Origin of the sequence: Paracoccus sanguinis, from assembly GCF_900106665.1 — a bacterium.
Taxonomy (GTDB): Bacteria; Pseudomonadota; Alphaproteobacteria; order Rhodobacterales; family Rhodobacteraceae; genus Paracoccus; species Paracoccus panacisoli.
The window spans coordinates 103,299-120,656 of the sequence record NZ_FNNA01000005.1; the positions used below are offsets into that span (position 1 = coordinate 103,299).

Sequence of the window (17,358 nt, forward strand, 5' to 3'; positions counted from 1 at the left end):
AGTCCCAGTCGCTGCGTCCTGCCGGGCGTTCGGCTGCCCGCATGGTGAACCGATGAGCGACGAACGTCTCAACCTGGCCGATCTCAAGGCCAAGAGCCCCGCCGACCTGCTGTCGATGGCGGAGGAATGGGAGATCGAGAACGCCTCGACCATGCGGAAGGGCGAGATGATGTTCTCGCTGTTGAAGGAGCATGCCGAGGAAGGGTTCGACATCGGTGGGGACGGGGTGCTGGAGGTCGTGCAGGACGGGTTTGGCTTCCTGCGCTCGCCCGAGGCCAACTATCTGCCGGGGCCCGACGATATCTACGTGAGCCCGGACATGATCCGGCAGCACAGCCTGCGGACCGGCGACACCGTGGAGGGCGTCATCCGGGCGCCGGGCGAGAACGAGCGGTATTTCGCGCTGACGCGGGTCGAGAAGATCAACTTCGAGGATCCGGAAAAGGCGCGCCACAAGGTGGCGTTCGACAACCTGACGCCGCTTTACCCGAACGAGCGGCTGAAGATGGAGCTGGACGATCCGACGGTGAAGGACCGCTCGGCGCGGATCATCGATCTGGTCGCCCCGATCGGGAAGGGGCAGCGCTCGCTGATCGTCGCGCCGCCGCGGACCGGCAAGACGGTGCTGTTGCAGAACATCGCCCATTCGATCGAGCGCAATCACCCGGAATGTTATCTCATCGTGCTGCTGATCGACGAGCGGCCGGAAGAGGTCACCGATATGCAGCGCTCGGTGAAGGGCGAGGTGATTTCCTCGACCTTCGACGAGCCGGCGACGCGGCACGTTGCGGTCAGCGAGATGGTGATCGAGAAGGCCAAGCGGCTGGTCGAGCACAAGCGCGATGTCGTGATCCTGCTCGATTCGATCACCCGTCTGGGGCGGGCGTTCAACACCGTCGTGCCGTCGTCGGGTAAGGTGCTGACCGGGGGTGTGGATGCGAACGCGTTGCAGCGGCCGAAGCGGTTCTTCGGCGCGGCGCGGAATATCGAGGAGGGCGGGTCGCTGACCATCATCGCGACGGCGCTGATCGACACCGGCTCGCGCATGGACGAGGTGATCTTTGAGGAGTTCAAGGGCACCGGCAACAGCGAGATTGTGCTGGACCGCAAGGTGGCCGACAAGCGCGTCTTCCCGGCGATGGACATCCTCAAGTCGGGGACGCGGAAAGAGGAGCTGCTGGTCGATCAGAAGGACTTGCAGAAGACCTATCTGCTGCGTCGCATCCTGAACCCGATGGGAACCACGGACGCGATCGAGTTCCTGATCTCGAAGCTGAAGCAGACGAAGACCAATTCCGACTTCTTCGAGTCGATGAACGCCTGAGCATGGGATGGAGACGATCTACGCCGAAGCGACGCCTCCTGGTCGGGGCGGGGTCTCGATCGTCCGCCTGAGCGGACCGCGGGCGCGTGAGATCGGCGAGGCGCTGGCGGGGTCGCTGCCGCGTGCGCGCATGGCTTATCGCCGTGCGGTGCGGGACGAGGGGCTGATCGACGAAGCGTTGGTGCTGCGGTTCGACGCCGGCGCGAGCTTCACCGGCGACGAGGTGGTCGAGTTCCAGGTGCATGGGGCGCCTGTCATCGTGCGGCGGTTGCAGGCCGCGCTGAGTGCGCGGGGCGCCCGGCTTGCCGAGCCGGGCGAGTTCACCCGGCGGAGTTTTCTCAACGGAACCATGGCGTTGAGTGGCGTCGAGGCGCTGTCGGACCTGCTTGCGGCCGAGACGGAGGCGCAGCGTGTCCAGGCGATGCGCGTGGTGTCCGGGGAGCTGGCGGCTTGGACCGCTGCGCTGCGCGAGAAGCTGATCCGGGCGGGGGCACTGATCGAGGCGAGCCTCGACTTTGCGGATGAGGAGGTGCCGGAGGACGTGCCGGCGGAGGTCTTTGAGCTTTTTGCGGAGGTGCGGGCCCAGATCGGGCGGCAGATTCTCGGCGTCCCGGCGGCGGAACGGATCCGGGCAGGGTTCGAGGTCGCGATCGTCGGGCCCCCGAATGCCGGGAAGTCGTCGTTGATGAACCGCATTGCCGGGCGCGAGGTGGCGTTGGTCAGCGACGAGGCAGGGACGACGCGGGACGTGCTGGAGTTGCAGACCGAATTGGGCGGGCTGGCGGTGACGTTCCTCGACACGGCGGGGCTGCGCGAGGCGGAGGACAAGGTCGAGCGGATGGGGGTCGCGCGGGCGCGTGACCGGGCGGCCGCGGCGGACCTGAGGGTGATCCTGCGGGGAGAGAACTCGGCGGATGAGCCGCTGCGCGTGCCGGGGGATATCGTCGTTCGGTCGAAGGCCGATCTTGGCGCGGGCGATATTTCGGCCGTGACGGGCGCGGGGGTCGATGCGCTGTTGGCGCGCGTGGCCGACGAGTTGACGGGGCGGGTTGCCGGGGCCGGTTTGGTCAGCCGGCATCGGCAGGCTGAGGCGTTGCGTGATGCTCATGCGGCGCTTGGCATGGCGGATCACACCATGCCGCCGGAAATCCTCGCCGAGCTGGTCCGCAATGTGTCCGCGCGGTTGGCCGAGGTGGTTGGACGGGTGGCGCCGAATGATTATCTGGACGAGGTGTTCTCGTCTTTCTGCATCGGAAAGTAGGGGTTTCACGTGAAGCATTTTGATGTCGCCGTGATCGGGGCTGGCCACGCTGGGCTGGAGGCTGCTGCTGCTGCGGCCCGCCTCGGCGTGTCCGTTGCACTGGTAACGATGCGGGCGGACGATGCTGGAAGCATGTCGTGCAACCCTGCGATTGGCGGCCTGGGGAAGGGCCATCTTGTGCGCGAAATCGATGCGCTGGACGGGCTGATGGGGCGGCTTGCCGATGCCGCCGGGATCCAGTTCCGCTTGCTCAACCGGCGCAAGGGGCCGGCCGTTCAGGGGCCTCGGGCGCAAGCCGACAGGGGCCTGTACCGCGCCGCCGCCAGCGAGGGGCTGGCCAGCTATGAGGGCATTGAACTTGTCCTCGGGGAAGTCTCCGGGTTGCAGATTGGCGACGATGGTGTGGAAGGCCTGATCCTGGCGGACGGGACGGAAATTGCGGCGGACGCGGTCATCGTGACTGCCGGGACGTTCCTGAACGGCATCATCCATGTGGGCGACGTATCGCGCCCCGCGGGTCGTTGGGGCGGGCAGGCTGCACAGGGGCTTGGCGGCGCGCTGCTGGCCCTCGGCCTGCCGCTGGGGCGCCTGAAGACAGGGACGCCGCCCCGTCTGGCCCGCAACAGCATCGCCTGGGATGAGCTTGACCAGCAGCCCGGGGACGACGATCCCGCGATGCTTTCGTTCCTGAGCGAGGCCCCTGTCGCCCCGCAGGTGTCCTGCGCGATCACGCACACGAACGCGGCCACCCACCAGATCATCCGCGACAACCTCGGGCGGTCGGCCATGTACGGCGGTCGTATCGACGGGATCGGGCCGCGATACTGCCCGTCAATCGAGGACAAGGTCGTCCGCTTCGCCGACAAGGACTCGCATCAGATTTTCCTTGAGCCGGAAGGGCACGACAGTCCGCTGGTCTATCCGAACGGCATCTCGACATCACTGCCCGAGGACGTGCAGCTTGCCTATGTAAGGTCTATCCGCGGCCTGGAGGCCGCCGAGATCGTGCAGCCAGGCTATGCCGTCGAGTATGACTATATCGACCCTCGCGCACTTAAGCCGACGCTCGAACTGCGTGCCGTGCGGGGTCTGTACCTGGCTGGCCAGATCAACGGCACCACCGGCTATGAAGAGGCGGCGGCCCAGGGACTGGTCGCTGGCATGCACGCGGCCTGCGCGATTACGGGCCGGCCCCCGGTCCCGTTCAGCCGCTCCAACAGCTACATTGGCGTGATGATCGACGACCTGACCACCCGCGGTGTCACCGAGCCTTACCGGATGTTCACCTCGCGGGCCGAGTTCCGGCTGTCCCTACGCAGCGATAACGCCGACCGGCGGCTCACTCCGGCGGGGATTGAAACCGGTCTCGTCGCAGATGACCGCCGTGCTGTGTTCACGGAGAAGTTTCTCCGCTATCAGAGCCTCCGCTCGCTGACCGAAAGCATCTCGCTGACGCCGACCGATCTGGCGGCAAGGGGTTTTCCGGCCCGGCAGGACGGTCAGCGCCGCACCTTGTTCACGCTGCTGTCGCAACCCGACCTCGATCCCTCGATCGTCCTTGATGCCTTGGCAGATAAAGGCGCCGCCGACCCCACCGCGCTGGAGATGGTCCGAGCCGACGCCCTCTACGCTCAGTTCGCCGAACGCCAGGACCGTGACGCGGACGCCCTTCGTCGTCTGGAGGCCATCGCGATCCCCGACTGGCTTGACTTCAGCGCGATGCCCGGTCTGTCCAACGAATTGAAATCCAAACTGACCGCGCACCGCCCGGCCACCGTGGCGGCGGCGGGCGCCATTGAGGGGATTACCCCAGCGGCGTTGACGCTCATCCTCGCCCATATTCGTGCTGGCCGGTCGGCGGCATGAGTGCTTCACGTGAAGCACGACTGGCGACCTACGCGAGCCTGATCCGCAAATGGAACCCGGCGATCAACCTCGTTGCACCTGCGACACTCGCCAACCTCGAGGAACGCCACCTTGCCGATAGCGCCCAACTGGCGGACCTTGCGCCTGCCGACGGCGACTGGCTGGACATCGGTAGCGGCGGCGGTCTGCCCGGCCTCGTCGTGGCAATCTGCCACCCTGAACGACCGACCCGGCTCGTCGAATCCGACCGCCGCAAGGTTGCCTTCCTGCATTCCGCCATCCGCACCCTCGATCTCCCCCAGTGCGAGGCCGTTGCGGCGCGCATCGAAACTCTCGCCCCGGCCAATGCCCGCCACCTCAGCGCCCGTGCGCTTGCCCCCTTGAGCCGCCTCGTGCCATATCTTGACCGGCATCTGGCACTGGGCGGGACGGGTTGGCTGATGAAGGGGCGCAACTGGCAGGCGGAACTCGAGGCTGCGGGCCCACTCCCTAACTACCGCGTCATCGCACACCCGAGCGTGACCGACCCCGAGGCCGCCATTCTGCAACTCGACAGGCTTTCCGCGTGACCGACCGTCAGATCATCGCCATCGCCAACCAGAAGGGCGGGGTCGGCAAGACCACGACGGCGATCAACCTCGGCGCGGCGCTGGCTGAACTGGGGCGCAGCGTCACCATCCTCGACCTCGACCCGCAAGGAAATGCCTCGACCGGCCTCGGCATTCCCGCCCACCAGCGGCAACCGAGCAGCTACGACCTGCTGATCGGCGACGCCCGCCTGTCTGACTGCATTCGTCCGACGGCCCACCCCGGCCTGAGCGTCATCCCGGCGACCGCCGATCTCGCGTCGGCAGAACTCGACATCGCCGACCGCGCTCGGCGCGTCCAATTGCTCGCCGACGCGCTGACCGATGCCGAAGGCACGGTCCTCATCGACTGCCCGCCCGCCCTCGGCCTCCTCACCCTCAACGCGATGGTCGCCGCCGACAGCCTCGTCGTCCCCCTGCAGGCCGAGTTCTACGCCCTCGAAGGCCTCTCGCAGCTGATGCTCACCGTCCGCCAGGTCCGCAGCAGCGCCAACCCGCGACTACGGATCGAGGGCGTGCTGCTCACCATGTCGGACTCGCGTAACAACCTCTCCCAACAGGTCGAGGCCGACGCCCGCGAAACCCTCGGCCCGCTGGTCTTCGACACCGTCGTCCCCCGCAACGTGCGCGTCTCCGAATCGCCCTCGCACGCGCTGCCGGTCATCCACTACGACCCCGCGTCCAAGGGCAGCGCCGCCTATCGCGCCCTCGCGCGCGAGATCACCGCCGCCGCCGACCGCCGCAGAACGGAGCCCGCCCATGGCTGACGCCCGCCCCCGCAAAGCCAGCCTTGGCCGCGGCCTGTCCGCCCTGATGGCCGACGTCGACCTGACCCCGGGTAGCAGCCCGCAGCCGACCCGTGCGATTCCGGTCGAACAGATCACGCCCAACCCCGACCAGCCACGCCGCGTCTTCGACCCCGACGCGCTCGCCGAACTCGCGGCCTCGCTCAAGAACCGCGGCGTGCTGCAGCCGCTGATCGTCCGTCCGCACCCGACCGAGCCGGGCCTCTACCAGATCGTCGCCGGCGAACGCCGCTGGCGCGCGGCCCAGATCGCGCAACTCCATGAACTTCCAGTGATTATCCGCGAACTGGACGACACCGAGGTGCTCGAGGTCGCACTGATCGAGAACATCCAGCGCGCCGACCTCAACGCCATCGAGGAGGCCGCCTCGTTCCGCCAGCTCATGGACCGCTTCGGCCACACCCAGGACAAGCTGGCCGAGGCGCTCGACAAGAGCCGCAGCCACATTTCCAACCTGCTGCGCCTCCTGAACCTGCCCGAGCAGGTCCAGACCTTCGTCCGCGACGGCAAGCTGAGCGCAGGCCACGCCCGCGCCCTGATCACGACGCCCGACCCGGTCGCGCTGGCCCGCCGGGTCATCGAGCGCGGCCTGTCGGTGCGCGAAACCGAAGCGCTGGCCCGTCAGGCGACGCAAAAGCGCGAGACCCCCGCCGAAAAGCCCCGCGCCGAAAAAGACGCTGACACCCGCGCCATCGAATCGGATCTCGGTGCGCAACTCGGGATGCGTGTCCGGATCGAACACGTCGGCCAAGACGGCGGGCGCCTGACCGTCACCTACCGCGACCTCGACCAGCTCGACCGTCTCTGCCAGCTCCTCAGCGCCGGCGACTGAGCCAGCGCCTCAGGCCAGCGCCCGCAGGATCGCATTGAGCACCGGCCGCCCCGCGGCCGTGACCCGCAGCCGGTCCGCGTCGGTCTCGACGAACCCCATGCCGCGCAGCTCCTCGACGGCCCGCGCATCCAGCTCCCGGCCGGCCAGCCGCGCATAGCGTCCCAAGTCCATTCCCTCGGCCAGCCGCAACGACATGAGCAGATACTCCGTGGCCTGCTCGTCCCGCGGCACCACCACCCGCGGCGCCTCGCCGGACCCGGCATCAACAGCAGCCAACCACGCGCCCGGCGCCCGCGGCGCTTCGGTCGCCCACCGCTGACCGTCGAGCGTCACCCGCCCGTGCGCGCCCGGCCCGATCCCGACCCAATCCCCCTGTCGCCAATAGACGAGGTTGTGCCGGCTCTCGGATCCCGGCGCCGCATGGTTCGAGACCTCATACGCCGGCATCCCGTGCGCGGCACAAATATCCTGCGTTTCCAGATACATATCAGCGGCAAGATCATCGTCCGGCAGACCGCGCAGCTTCCCGGCCGCGGCCCGCGCCCCAAACACTGTCCCGTCCTCGACGGTCAGCTGGTAAAGCGACAGGTGATCCACGGCCATCGACAGCGCCTCGCGCAACTCCCGTCGCCAGGCCTCGCGCGACTGGTCCTGCCGGGCATAAATCAGATCGAAACTCACCCGGCCGAAGCATCCCCGCGCGACGTCGAACGCCGCCCGCGCCTCGGCGACGGTGTGCATCCGCCCCAGCCGGCGCAGATCGGCGTCGTCGAGCGCCTGCACCCCCATCGACAGCCGGTTCACCCCGGCGTCGGCATAGGCCTGGAACCGCCCCCGCTCGACACTGCCGGGGTTGGCCTCGAGGGTGATCTCGATGTCGTTGGCCAGCGGCCACGCCGCCCGTGCGGCGTGGATCACCCCCGCCACCACCTCCGGCGCCATCAGCGAGGGCGTGCCGCCGCCGAAGAACAGGCTGCCCAGCACCCGACCCGGGGTCTCTGCCGCAGCCCGGGCGATCTCGGCCACATAGGCCGCCAGCCACCGCCCCTGGTCGATGGTCACCGCGACATGGCTGTTGAAATCGCAATACGGACATTTCGAGGCGCAGAAGGGCCAGTGGACGTAAAGCCCGAACCCGCCGTTCCGCCAGTCCTCGCTCATTCCCGCAACGCCGTCACTTCGATCTCGACCTTCATCTCGGGCCGGATCAGCCCGGCCACCACCATCGTCGCTGCCGGCCGCACCTCGCCCATCCAGCGCGCGAGAACCGGCGCGATCTCCCCGACGAGCGCAGCGTCTGTGACAGTGTACTGCACCCGCACCACGTCGCTCATCCCGAACCCGGCATCGGCCAGCACCGTCGCGATGGTGGAAAAGGCGTTCTCCGCCTGATCCGCCGCCCCCTCGGGCATCGCCATCGCGGCGTAATCATAGCCCGTGGTGCCCGAGACGAAACACCACGGCCCTTTCACTACCGCCCGGCTGTAGCCCAGCTCCGCCTCGAACGGCGACCCGCTCGAGATCCTACGCAAGTGCCGCCTCCAGCGCTGCAAAGGCGCGGGCCCGGTGGCTGATGGCATTCTTCTCGGCGAAATCCATCTCGGCATAGGTCCGGTCATGCCCGTCGGGGATGAACATCGGGTCATACCCGTGCCCCAGCGCCCCGCGCGGCGGCCACACGAGCCGCCCCGGCGCGACACCCTCGAACACCTGCTCGTCGCCCTCGGGCGTCAGCAGCACCAGCGTCGCCCGGAACTGCGCCCGCCGCGGCTCGGGGGCGCCCCGCGCCTCGAGCGCCTCCCACGTCCGCCGCATCGCCTGCATGAAGTCGCGGCCCGCGCCGGTCTCGGCCCAGTCCGCGGTGTGCACACCAGGCGCCCCGTCCAGCCCGTCCACGGTGATCCCGCTGTCGTCCGCCAGCACCGGCAGCCCAGTCGCCTCCATCGCCGCGCGGGCCTTGATCCGGGCATTGCCGACAAAACTCTCCTCGGTCTCGGCCGGCTCGGGAAGCCCGTGCTCGGCCGCGCCCGTCACGGTGATCCCCAGCGGCGCGAACAACGCCCGCATCTCCTCGAGCTTGCCGGCGTTGTGCGTGGCGATCAGCAGCGTCCGCCCGGCCCACGCGCTCATGCCGCCGCCCCGATCGCCGCCTTCTGCGCCGCGACCAGTCCGGCCACGCCCTGCTCGGCCAGATCCAGCAGCTCAACCATCTGCGCGCGCGAGAACGCGGCGCCCTCGGCCGACATCTGCACCTCGATCAGCCGGCCCGCGCCGGTCAGGACGAAGTTGCCGTCCGTCCCGGCCTCGCTGTCCTCGGCATAGTCGAGATCCAGCACCGGTTGCCCGGCATAGATGCCGCAGCTTACCGCCGCGACGTGATCGAGGATCGGGTCGCTGGTCAGCACCCGCGCCGCGAGCATCCGGTTCACCGCCAGCCGCAGCGCCACCCACCCGCCGGTGATCGCCGCGCAGCGGGTGCCGCCGTCCGCCTGGATGACGTCGCAGTCGATGACGATCTGCCGCTCTCCCAGCGCCGGCCGGTCCACGCCGGCCCGCAGCGCACGACCCACAAGCCGTTGAATCTCCTGCGTTCTTCCCGACTGCTTGCCCGCCGCCGCCTCGCGCCGGTTGCGGGTATGGGTGGCGCGCGGCAGCATCCCGTATTCCGCCGTGACCCAGCCCTGCCCGGTGCCGCGCAGGAACGGTGGCGGCTTGTCCTCAACCGAGGCCGAGCAAAGGACATGGGTGTTGCCGACCCGGATCAGGCACGAGCCCTCGGCATGGGCCATCACCCCGGTTTCGATTGAAATCGGCCGCAATTCGCCTAACGTCCTGCCAGAGGGTCGCATGGGGTGATCCTTTCCCGCCCGGTTGTCGGGCCCGGTCCGCGCCGGGCACCTGCCGCCGCTTCCGCCGGGGCCGCATTGCCCGGCCCGTCCAGATACAGGCCTCGCCCGCGCCACCGCAACCCGAATGCCCGACCCCGCCAACCCGCCCAGCCCGCCCGCAGGTCCGCTCGCCGACCTGAACGACCGCTCGCGCGAGGTCTTCCGCCGCGTGGTCGAGCTCTACCTCGAGACCGGAGAGCCGGTCGGCTCGCGCACGCTGACCCGCGGCATGGCCGTGTCGGCGGCGACGATCCGCAACGTGATGCAGGATCTCGAATACATGGGGCTGCTCGAAAGCCCCCATGTCTCGGCCGGCCGCTTCCCGACCCAGCAGGGCCTGCGCCTCTTCGTGGACGGGCTGATGGAGGCCGGGCCGATCCGCCCCGAGGACCGCGCCATGATCGCCGAGATCGTCGGCGACACCGCCCCCGACACGGGCGCGCTGCTCGACCGCGTCTCGACCGCCCTCTCGCGCCTCACCCGCGGCGCCTCGGTGGTGCTGATGCCGCGCCAGGCCGAGGCGCCGCTGAAGCACATCGAGTTCGTGAGCCTCGCCCCCGACCGGGCGCTGGTGATCCTCGTCTTCGCCGATGGCCGGGTGGAAAACCGCCTGTTCAGCCCGCCCCCCGGCCAGACTCCCAGCTCGCTGCGCGAGGCCGGCAACTTCCTCTCGGCCCGCGCCGAGGGCCATACGCTGGCCGAGCTGCGCCGCGACATGGCGACCCACATCGCCCAGGGTCGGCGCGAGATCGACAGCCTCGCCGCCCAGCTCGCCGAGGCCGGTCTCGCCTCGTGGGACGCCGAGGCCCCCGATCCGCGCCTGATCGTCCGCGGCCGCGCGCATCTTCTGGAACACGAGGCCGCCGACCTCGACCGCATCCGCAGCCTCTTCGACGACCTCGAGCGCAAGCGCGACATCGCCCGCTTCCTCGAACTCGCCGAAGAGGGCGAGGGGGTGCGCATCTTCATCGGCTCCGAGAACCAGCTTTTCTCACTTTCGGGTTCCTCTCTCGTCGTTTCCTCCTATATGAACGCTGACCGAAAGATCGTGGGCGCCGTGGGCGTGATCGGGCCGACCCGGCTCAATTACGGGCGCATCGTCCCGATCGTGGATTACACCGCCCAGCTGGTCGGTCGGGTGCTGTCCGACCGGAAAGGATGAGACGATGAGCGACACGCCAAACCCCAACGACCTGTCCGACATTCCGCTGGATGCCGACCGCCCCACGGCGCTCGACGACCTGCTCGACCAGGACGCCGCGGACCCGATGGCCGCGCTGGCGGCCGAGCGCGACGACTACCGCGACCGCTTCATGCGGGCGCTGGCGGATGCCGAGAACGCCCGCAAGCGCGCCGACAAGGACCGCCGCGAGGCCGAGAACTACGGCGGCTCACGCCTCGCCCGCGACCTCTTGCCCGTCTATGACGCCCTGCACCGCGCGATCGAGGCGGCGGGGGCCGAGCGCGCCGCCGCCCCGCAGCTGATCGAAGGGGTCGAGCTGACCCTGCGCGAGCTGCAGAACGTCTTCTCCCGCCACGGCATCCGGGTCATCAGCCCCGCCCCGGGCGACCGCTTCGACCCGCAGAGCCACGAGGCGATGTTCGAGGCGCCGGTCCCGAACACCAGCGCCGGCGACATCATTCAGGTGATGTCCAACGGCTTCATGCTGCACGACCGGCTGCTGCGCGCGGCGCAGGTCGGCGTGTCCTCGACCCCGGCCAGCGCCGGCTGAGCGGCGCGGGGACGGCCTCGGCCCGATGCCTGACCCGATCCTCCGACCCGAGGCGGTGTTCGACGGCCACCGCCTCGTCCGCCGCGTGGCGCTGCGCCTGTCGGACCCCCCGCAGATCGTCCCGGACCCGCCGGCGGACGCCCGGCCTATCGCCGGCATCGTGAGCCCCGGGCTCATCGACCTGCAGGTGAACGGCGGCGGCGGGGTGCTGTTCAACGCCGATCCCACACCCGAGGGGATCGCCGCGATCCTCGCCGCGCATCGCCGCTTCGGCACCACCCGGCTCCTCCCCACGCTCATCACCGACGCCCCCGAGGTCGCCGAGGCCGTCGCCGCCGCCATCCGCGCCGTCTGGGGCACCCCCGGGCTGCTCGGCTTGCACCTCGAAGGCCCCCACATCGCCCCCGCCCGCCGCGGCACCCACGCCGCGCGCCACATCCGCCCCCTCGACGACCGCACCCTGACGCTGGCCGAGTCACTGCGCGCCGACGGCATCCCGCTGCTCCTCACCCTCGCGCCCGAGGCCGCCACCCCCACCCAGATCGGCCGCCTCACCGCCGCCGGCGTGGTCGTCTCGCTCGGCCACAGCGACGCCACCGCCGCCGAGACCGAGGCCGCGCTGGCCGCAGGCGCCCGCAACTTCACCCATCTCTTCAACGCCATGTCGCAGATGCAGGGGCGCGAGCCCGGCATGGTCGGCGCAGCGATCCTCTCGGACGCCGAGATCGGCATGATCTGCGACGGCCACCACGTCAGCGACGCCATGCTGACCCTCGCCCTGCGCGCCCACGGTGCCGGGCGGTGCCACATCGTCTCGGACGCCATGCCCACGGTCGGCGGCCCGGACCACTTCACTCTCTACGGCCAGACGATCCGCGTGGCCGACGGCCGCCTGATCAACGCCGAAGGCCGCCTCGCCGGCGCCCACACGACGATGGCCGACGGGGTCGCCCGTCTCGCCAAGACCCTCGGCCAGCCCCTGGAAACCGCTCTGCGCATGGCAATCACCAACCCCGCCCGCGTCATCGGCGCCGAACCGTCGCTCGAATCCCAGCCCGCCGCCGACCTGCTGCTATGGGACGCCGCGCTCAAACCGCGCTTCCTCACCGAAGCGCTGGACTGATCGCGCCTACATCACCGCGCCGATCTGCCAGGGCACGAACTCGTTGTCCCCAAGCCCCAGCGCCTCGCTCTTGGTGACCTGACCCGAGGCCGTCGCCACGATCAGCGCCACGATCTCGCGCGCCTTCGCCTCGAGGCTGACCCCCTGCGACAGCACGTCGCCGCAGTTCAGGTCCATGTCGTCCGGCATCGCCACGTAAAGGCGGTCGTTCGTGGCCAGCTTGATCGTCGGCGCAGGTTTCGAACCGAACGCCGACCCGCGCCCGGTGGTGAACACGATCAGCTGCGCGCCCCCCGCGATCTGCCCCGTGACCGACACCGGGTCATACCCCGGCGTATCCATGAAGCTCAGCCCCGGCGCGGTGATCGGCGCGCCATAGGCCAGCACGTCGTTGAGCGGCGAGCTGCCGGCCTTGGCCACCGCACCCAACGACTTTTCGAGGATCGTCGTCAGCCCGCCGGCCTTGTTCCCCGGGCTGGGATTGTTGTCCATCGAGCCGCCGTTCCTGGCGCAATAATCCTCCCACCAGCGGATCTGCGCCAGCAGCCGGTCGGCCAACTCGGGCCGCGCCACCCGGTCAAGCAGCAACCGTTCGGCACCATATATCTCCGAGGTCTCCGACAGCACGACCGAGGCCCCCTGCGCGGCAAGCATGTCGCAGGCCACCCCCAGCGCCGGGTTGGCGGTCACCCCCGACAGCCCGTCCGAGCCGCCGCACTGCAGCCCGATCGCCAGCGCCGAGAGCGGCGCCGGGGCGCGGGTCGCGCGGTTCACCTCGGGCAGCATCTCGCGCACCCGCGCCTTGATGGCGTCGATCGTGGCGCGGGTGCCGCCGGTCTCCTGGATGGTCAGACCGTGGAACCGCGCCGCCTCGCCCAGCCCCTGCTTCATCCGGGCGATCTGCATCACCTCGCAGCCCAGCCCGACGCACAGCGCGGCCGCGACGTTCGGATGCCCGGCGTGGCCCGCGAGCACCCGCTGCAACGCCCCGAACCCCTCGCCGGTCGCGGCCATCCCGCAACCCGTGCCGTGGGCAAAGGCCGCTACCCCGTCCACGTTCGGATACGCGTCGAGCGCGCCCTCGATCCGCAGCTCTTCCGCGGCCCGGCGGATCACCGTGGCGGAACAGTTCACCGTCGCCACCAGCGCGATGAAGTTCCGTGTGCCGACCTACCCGCCCGGCCGGTGATAGCCAAGAAAGCTGTCCTGCGGCCCGGCAAAGCGGTCGCGCGCCGCTTCGGCCGCGGCCAGCCCCGCGCCGGGGGCGTAGTCGCGGCCATGCTCGCCAAAGACCATGTTGTGCGTATGGACGTGCTCGCCCGGCGAGATCGGCGCGGTCGCGTAGCCGATCACCTGCCCGTACTTGATGACCGCCTCGCCGGGCGCCATCGTGCGCAGCGCCACCTTGTGCCCCTGCGGCGCCACTCCCCGTGCGGTCAGGATCGCCACGCTGTCGGCGGGGTTGAGGATAATCTCGTCAGCCATGCGTCACCTCCCGGGCGCTCGCGCGCGCCCCCTGTTGCACTAACCGGGTCAGCGCGGCAGTGAGGTCGCGGCGGAACCCGGCGTCCCCGGCCAAGGCCGGCGGCACCACCTGCGTAAGCTGCAGGAACCCGTCCACCGTCGCCGCCGGATCGTAGTCGCGCCACAGCGCCGCGAGCTCAGGGGCGAGCGGGTCGCGCACGTCGATCGCCTCGCCTGCCTCGTCCTTCCCCGAGACGTAGCGCAGCCAGGCCGCCACCGCGAGCGTCAGCCCCGGCACGGGGTGCCCCGCGGCGCGCGCCTCGGCGATGGTCGAGAGGATGCGCTGCGGCAGCTTCTGGCTGCCGTCCATGGCGATCTGCCAGGTCCGGTGGCGGATCGCGGGGTTGGCATAGCGCGATGCAAGCGCCTGTGCATAGGCACCCAGATCGACGCCCGGCGGGGCGTCGAGAACCGGAATGATCTCGTCGCGCCACAGCCCCTGCACGAAGGCCGCGAACACCGGGTCCGCCATCGTATCGGCAATCGTCTCGTGCCCCGAGAGATAGCCCAGATAGGCCAGCGCCGAATGCGTGCCGTTCAGCATCCGCAGCTTCATGTGCTCGAACGGGGTCACGTCGGCCACGAGCTGCGCCCCTGCGGCCTCGACCCGTGGACGCGGCCCGGCAAAGCGGTCCTCGATGACCCATTGCAGGAACGGCTCGTGCAGGACCGGGGCCGCATCGTGAATGCCGGTCGCGGCCTCGAGCCGGGCAATGTCGGCTGCCGTCGTGGCCGGCACGATCCGGTCCACCATGCTCAAGGGGAACGCCACCGTCTCGGCGATCCAGTCCGCAAGCGCCGGGTCGATCAGCGCGGCGAGTTCCGTCACCACGTCGCGCACCACCCGACCGTTCTCGGGCAGGTTGTCGCAGCAGAGGACCGTGACCGGCCCCAGCCCCCGCGCCCGGCGCAGCGCCAGCGCGCGGACCAGATACCCCGGCGCCGAACGTGGCAGCGGGTGAGCGAGGTCGTGGCGGATGTCCGGATGACTGCGGTCCAGCCGCCCGGTGGCCGGTTCATGGCAATAGCCCTTTTCGGTCACCGTCAGGCTGATGACCGCAACCTCTGGCGCGGCCATCGCCTCCAGCACCGCGGCGGGCGCCTCGGGCGCGACCAGCACGTCGCGAAGGATCTCGACGACCTGGGCCCGGCTGCCGTCCGGGCCAAGTTCGACCGCCGTATAGGCCCAGCCCTGCGGCTTCAGCCGATCCCGGGTGTCGGGTGAGCGCAGTGAAACGCCGGTGATCCCCCAGTTCTCATCCGCCGCCGCGGCCGCGCGCGCGATCACCAGCGCGCCGTGGGCCCGAAAGAACGCACCAAGCCCGAGGTGAACGATGCGGGCCGGTGTGTGCGCAGGGGTGCGGGTCAGGCGTTGGCTCACGCAATTGGCTCCTTACGGCCCGACGAGTGTGACGGTCAGAAATTGTATACCAGATGAGATAACGACAGCGCGGTGAAATGCAAACCCCGCGCGCCGCGGCGGCCACCCGGCCCTTGGGCGCGTCCGCAAATCCCCCACTTTCCGCCGACTTGCGCGACCTCGGCCGCTGGCTCACGCTCGCAGCCATATGGTTTAGCGGAGGACGAACCATGGTGAACATCCACCCCGCCGTGGACAACGGCATCCCGCGCGCGGCGCCGGGCTTTTCCGGCGGGACGCTGACCTGCCACTGCGCCAGCGACCCGGTCAAGGTCCGCGTCGGCGCCCAGACCGCGCACAACCACGTCTGCGGCTGCACCAAGTGCTGGAAGCCCGACGGTGCGATCTTCGCCCAGATCGCCGTCGTCGGCCGCGACGCGGTCGAGGTGCTCGAGAACGGCGACAAGCTCGCCATCGTCAACAAGGATGCCCCGATCCAGCGCTACGCCTGCACCGGCTGCGGCGTGCACATGTACGGGCGGATCGAGAACACCGAGCACCCGTTCTACGGGCTTGACTTCGTCCACACCGAGCTGTCGGACGAGGACGGCTGGTCCGAGCCGGGCTTTGCCGCCTTCGTCTCGTCGATCATCGAATCGGGGGTCAGCCCCGACCGCATGGACGCGGTGCGCGCCCGGTTGCGCGAGATCGGGCTCGAGCCCTATGACGCGCTCTCGCCGCCGCTGATGGACGCCATCGCCACGCATGTGGCCAAGAAATCCGGCAAGCTCGGCACGCTGCACGTCTGAGCCGGCGCCGGCCAAGCCATCCCGCGGGGGCCGGTTCGCGCCGGCCCCCCGAGCCATGACCAGAACCACGATCAGACCCTGATGACCCGAACCCGAGGAGCCCCGAGATGAGAACCCGTGCCGCCGTCGCCCTAGAGGCCGGAAAGCCGCTGGAAGTCATGGAGGTCAATCTCGACGGCCCCAAGCCCGGCGAGGTGATGGTCGAGATCAAGGCCACCGGCATCTGCCACACCGACGAATTCACCCTCTCGGGCGCTGACCCCGAGGGGCTGTTCCCCTCGATCCTCGGGCACGAGGGCGCGGGCGTGGTGGTCGAGGTCGGCGCCGGCGTCACCAGCGTCAAGCCGGGCGACCACGTCATCCCGCTGTATACCCCCGAGTGCCGCCAGTGCGCGTCCTGCCTCTCGGGCAAGACCAACCTCTGCACGGCGATCCGCGCCACCCAGGGGCAGGGGCTGATGCCGGACGGGACCTCGCGCTTCTCGATGCTCGATGGCACGCCGATCCACCATTACATGGGCTGCTCGACCTTCTCGAACTACACCGTCCTGCCCGAGATCGCGGTCGCCAAGGTCCGCGAGGACGCGCCCTTCGACAAGATCTGCTACATCGGCTGCGGCGTGACGACCGGGATCGGCGCGGTCATCAACACAGCCAAGGTCGAGATCGGCGCCAAGGCCGTGGTGTTCGGCCTCGGCGGGATCGGCCTCAACGTGATCCAGGGCCTGCGGCTCGCCGGGGCCGACATGATCATCGGCGTGGACCTGAACCCCGACAAGAAGCCGATGGCCGAACGCTTCGGCATGACCCACTTCATCAACCCGAAAGAGGTCGAGAACGTGGTGCAGGAGATCGTGAACCTCACCAAGACGCCCTTCGACCAGATCGGCGGCGCCGACTATACCTTCGACTGCACCGGCAACGTCACGGTGATGCGGCAGGCGCTCGAGGCGTGCCACCGCGGCTGGGGCCAGTCGATCGTGATCGGCGTGGCGCCCGCGGGGGCCGAGATCGCCACCCGGCCGTTCCAGCTCGTCACCGGACGGGTGTGGAAGGGCTCGGCCTTCGGCGGCGCCCGCGGCCGCACCGACGTGCCGAAGATCGTGGACTGGTACATGGACGGGAAGATCGAGATCGACCCCATGATCACCCACACGCTGACGCTGGATGAGATCAACAAGGGCTTCGACCTGATGCACGCCGGCGAATCCATCCGCTCGGTCGTCATTTACTGATCCTTCAGGG

General features: G+C 69.5%; 16 protein-coding genes and 1 pseudogene. 11 read left to right on the plus strand and 6 right to left on the minus strand.

Annotated elements, in window-relative coordinates; genetic code table 11:
* Window positions 1-52: 52 nt before the first annotated feature.
* Genes rho through BLW17_RS14285 form a run of 6 tightly spaced genes read left to right on the plus strand, consistent with a single transcriptional unit; the run spans window position 53 to window position 6,676 of the window.
* Window positions 53-1,324 carry a transcription termination factor Rho gene (gene rho, locus BLW17_RS14260; RefSeq protein WP_036702603.1) on the plus strand — a complete coding sequence of 424 codons (1,272 nt, stop codon included), beginning with the start codon at window positions 53-55 and terminating at the stop codon, window positions 1,322-1,324.
* Between the two features lie 7 nt (window positions 1,325-1,331).
* Window positions 1,332-2,585: a tRNA uridine-5-carboxymethylaminomethyl(34) synthesis GTPase MnmE gene (gene mnmE, locus BLW17_RS14265; RefSeq protein ID WP_036734411.1), complete on the plus strand. Its 1,254-nt coding sequence runs from the start codon at window positions 1,332-1,334 to the stop codon at window positions 2,583-2,585.
* A gap of 9 nt (window positions 2,586-2,594) precedes the next feature.
* Window positions 2,595-4,451: a tRNA uridine-5-carboxymethylaminomethyl(34) synthesis enzyme MnmG gene (gene mnmG / locus BLW17_RS14270; protein ID WP_036734409.1), complete on the plus strand. Its 1,857-nt coding sequence runs from the start codon at window positions 2,595-2,597 to the stop codon at window positions 4,449-4,451.
* Window positions 4,448-5,020 carry a 16S rRNA (guanine(527)-N(7))-methyltransferase RsmG gene (rsmG, locus tag BLW17_RS14275; protein WP_074826938.1) on the plus strand — a complete coding sequence of 191 codons (573 nt, stop codon included), beginning with the start codon at window positions 4,448-4,450 and terminating at the stop codon, window positions 5,018-5,020. Before mnmG ends, rsmG begins: the two co-directional genes overlap by 4 nt.
* A complete protein-coding gene (locus tag BLW17_RS14280; protein ID WP_036734405.1) occupies window positions 5,017-5,805 on the plus strand; it encodes a ParA family protein in 789 nt (262 codons plus the stop codon). The genes rsmG and BLW17_RS14280 overlap by 4 nt, the downstream gene beginning before the upstream one ends.
* A complete protein-coding gene (locus tag BLW17_RS14285) occupies window positions 5,798-6,676 on the plus strand; it encodes a ParB/RepB/Spo0J family partition protein (RefSeq protein ID WP_036734403.1) in 879 nt (292 codons plus the stop codon). The genes BLW17_RS14280 and BLW17_RS14285 overlap by 8 nt, the downstream gene beginning before the upstream one ends.
* A gap of 9 nt (window positions 6,677-6,685) precedes the next feature.
* On the opposite strand, the gene hemW is transcribed toward BLW17_RS14285, so the two are convergent.
* From hemW to rph, 4 genes are read right to left on the minus strand one after another with little or no spacing between them, the layout of a single operon-like run.
* Window positions 6,686-7,837, minus strand: a complete 1,152-nt coding sequence (gene hemW, locus BLW17_RS14290; RefSeq protein WP_036734400.1) for a radical SAM family heme chaperone HemW — start codon at window positions 7,835-7,837, stop codon at window positions 6,686-6,688.
* On the minus strand, window positions 7,834-8,208 hold the full coding sequence (locus BLW17_RS14295) for a RidA family protein (protein ID WP_036734428.1): 375 nt from the start codon (window positions 8,206-8,208) through the stop codon (window positions 7,834-7,836). The genes hemW and BLW17_RS14295 overlap by 4 nt, the downstream gene beginning before the upstream one ends.
* Window positions 8,201-8,806, minus strand: coding sequence for an RdgB/HAM1 family non-canonical purine NTP pyrophosphatase (rdgB, locus tag BLW17_RS14300; RefSeq protein WP_036734398.1), 606 nt, complete (start codon window positions 8,804-8,806; stop codon window positions 8,201-8,203). The genes BLW17_RS14295 and rdgB overlap by 8 nt, the downstream gene beginning before the upstream one ends.
* Window positions 8,803-9,525 (minus strand): ribonuclease PH, encoded by a 723-nt coding sequence (gene rph, locus BLW17_RS14305; protein ID WP_036702614.1) that lies wholly within the window; start codon window positions 9,523-9,525, stop codon window positions 8,803-8,805. The genes rdgB and rph overlap by 4 nt, the downstream gene beginning before the upstream one ends.
* 124 nt (window positions 9,526-9,649) lie before the next feature.
* Between rph and hrcA the strand changes: the two genes are divergently transcribed.
* The 3 genes from hrcA to BLW17_RS14320 are packed head-to-tail and all read left to right on the plus strand — an operon-like array spanning window position 9,650 to window position 12,420.
* A complete protein-coding gene (gene hrcA, locus BLW17_RS14310; protein WP_052176461.1) occupies window positions 9,650-10,726 on the plus strand; it encodes a heat-inducible transcriptional repressor HrcA in 1,077 nt (358 codons plus the stop codon).
* A gap of 4 nt (window positions 10,727-10,730) precedes the next feature.
* On the plus strand, window positions 10,731-11,297 hold the full coding sequence (locus BLW17_RS14315; protein ID WP_036701082.1) for a nucleotide exchange factor GrpE: 567 nt from the start codon (window positions 10,731-10,733) through the stop codon (window positions 11,295-11,297).
* Between the two features lie 25 nt (window positions 11,298-11,322).
* The gene (locus BLW17_RS14320) at window positions 11,323-12,420 is read left to right on the plus strand and encodes an N-acetylglucosamine-6-phosphate deacetylase (RefSeq protein ID WP_074826943.1); all 1,098 of its coding nucleotides are present in this window, start codon (window positions 11,323-11,325) and stop codon (window positions 12,418-12,420) included.
* A gap of 6 nt (window positions 12,421-12,426) precedes the next feature.
* Here BLW17_RS14320 and BLW17_RS18980 read toward each other — a convergent pair.
* A pseudogene (locus BLW17_RS18980) lies at window positions 12,427-13,905 on the minus strand (UxaA family hydrolase).
* A complete protein-coding gene (locus BLW17_RS14330; protein WP_231572744.1) occupies window positions 13,898-15,325 on the minus strand; it encodes a mannitol dehydrogenase family protein in 1,428 nt (475 codons plus the stop codon). The pseudogene BLW17_RS18980 and the gene BLW17_RS14330 overlap by 8 nt, the downstream one beginning before the upstream one ends.
* A 209-nt stretch (window positions 15,326-15,534) precedes the next feature.
* Here BLW17_RS14330 and gfa point away from each other — a divergent pair, with 209 nt between their 5' ends.
* Together gfa and BLW17_RS14340 are read left to right on the plus strand one after the other, a co-directional pair.
* Window positions 15,535-16,113: an S-(hydroxymethyl)glutathione synthase gene (gene gfa, locus BLW17_RS14335; RefSeq protein ID WP_036732349.1), complete on the plus strand. Its 579-nt coding sequence runs from the start codon at window positions 15,535-15,537 to the stop codon at window positions 16,111-16,113.
* A 107-nt stretch (window positions 16,114-16,220) separates the two neighbouring features.
* Complete coding sequence (locus tag BLW17_RS14340; protein ID WP_036701093.1) at window positions 16,221-17,348, plus strand: S-(hydroxymethyl)glutathione dehydrogenase/class III alcohol dehydrogenase; 1,128 nt, start codon at window positions 16,221-16,223, stop codon at window positions 17,346-17,348.
* Window positions 17,349-17,358 lie beyond the last annotated feature (10 nt).